We start from the raw sequence: 1,580 nt of genomic DNA, 5'->3' as shown, positions 1-1,580 counted from the left end.
ACGTGTTTTTTATCCTCTTCGTTTAATTTTTGTATATCGAGTACTCTGTTAACAATATTCTTGTCAAGGAGTATATCTGTAACTCCTACAAGGTAATCTAAAGAAATCTGTAAAGCTTCAGCGAGCTCTGTAGCAATCTCGATAGAAGGTTTAACTTCTTCTCGTTCGTAACGTCCAATAACGGCGCCGTGAACTCCTACAAGTTTACCTAGTTCATCCTGCGAGATTTTTTTCTGTTTCCTTACCTGTGCAAGGCGTTTACCAAAGCTAATAGACTCCATAAATGTATTAAAAACAACAATAAATTAAACGATCTAACAAATATATGGAACATATATATCGTATCAAAAACATATAAAGTTTGTTTTATAACGATGCATTTGTTAGATTTGCAACAGATATGTAGTGATAAAATACTTTAAATATTTTTCAGTTATGGAAATAAGTGAGATAAAAGCACAGTTAAGTTTGGCGATGGTATTGCATCATTACGGCTTAAAGCCTGACAAGCAGAGTCGATTGCACTGTCCGTTCCATGAGGATAAAACCCCGAGTATGCAGGTGTATTACAAAACCCAAACGGCTTATTGCTTTAGTAGCAATTGTAAAACCCATGGTAAAAGTATGGATGTGATTGATTTTGTGATGCATCAAGAAAATACCACCAAATCCCAAGCAATCAATACCTGCAAAGCTATACTAGGATATCAAGAAGGAGGAAAAAATACGGTGCTATCTACTGCTAACTTTTTGGGTGGTATGTATCAATACTTTAAAAATGCAGTTCACAACAGCAAACCAGCCCGAGATTACTTACAGCAACGAGGCTTAGACCATAAGAAAATCGAAGTTGGTTATAATGGAGGACAGTTCCACCATGGCACACGAAAAGAGGAGCAATTAATTAGCCAATGCGTTGATGTAGGATTACTATTAGACAAGGGAATTATTAGTCGAACAGGAGAGAAAGGGTATGGCGTTTTTGGCAAGTGGTGTATTGTCTTTGCGCTTAAAAACAAGGAAAATGCAGTTACGGGGTTTTATTTTAGAAGTACTTTAGACAAGAAAGATGCTAAACACTATTACCTTAAAAATAGAAAAGGACTTTATCCTGGTTATCCCGATGTAAATACCAAGAAGTTAATCTTGACTGAGAGTATCATCGATGCAGCAAGCTTGTTGCAAATCAATACGATAACAGAGCAGTACAGTGTTTTAGCGTGTTATGGAACCAATGGTTTAACGGGGGAATACACCGAGGCGGTGAGCCAATTAAAACAACTCGAAGAACTTATCTTCTTTTTTGATAACGATGCAGCTGGTAGAGCGGCGGTACATAAATATGGGAGTATGCTGAAATCGGAATACCCGAGTTTAAAGTTGACCACAGCCACTTCGATAGGTAAAGACATCAACGAAACACTACAGGGACATGATGAAAACATCTTTGTTGAACTTTTGAATAACCGAACTGTACTTCTTTTTTCAACTGGAGACGAGTCACCACAGCCCCTTAACCCAACAGCAGAACCTAAAGAAAACACAATTGGCCGCGGTGACTCACCGCAGGACTTTTTAAA

General features: G+C 37.8%; 2 protein-coding genes. One reads left to right on the top strand and one right to left on the bottom strand.

Features of this window, described 5'->3' with window-relative positions:
• Positions 1 to 281: helix-turn-helix domain-containing protein (locus ACMHJ2_RS17705; protein WP_413514173.1), on the bottom strand; the 281-nt coding region annotated here is incomplete at its 3' end.
• A 154-nt stretch (positions 282 to 435) separates the two neighbouring features.
• Here ACMHJ2_RS17705 and ACMHJ2_RS17700 point away from each other — a divergent pair.
• On the top strand, positions 436 to 1,580 hold a 1,145-nt coding region (locus ACMHJ2_RS17700), incomplete at its 3' end, for a CHC2 zinc finger domain-containing protein (RefSeq protein WP_413514172.1).

Origin of the sequence: Myroides odoratus, assembly GCF_965118575.1 — a bacterium.
GTDB classification, from domain to species: Bacteria; Bacteroidota; Bacteroidia; order Flavobacteriales; family Flavobacteriaceae; genus Flavobacterium; species Flavobacterium odoratum_B.
The sequence above is the reverse complement of the archived record's forward strand: the minus strand, read 5'-3'. Positions and strand labels throughout refer to the sequence as shown.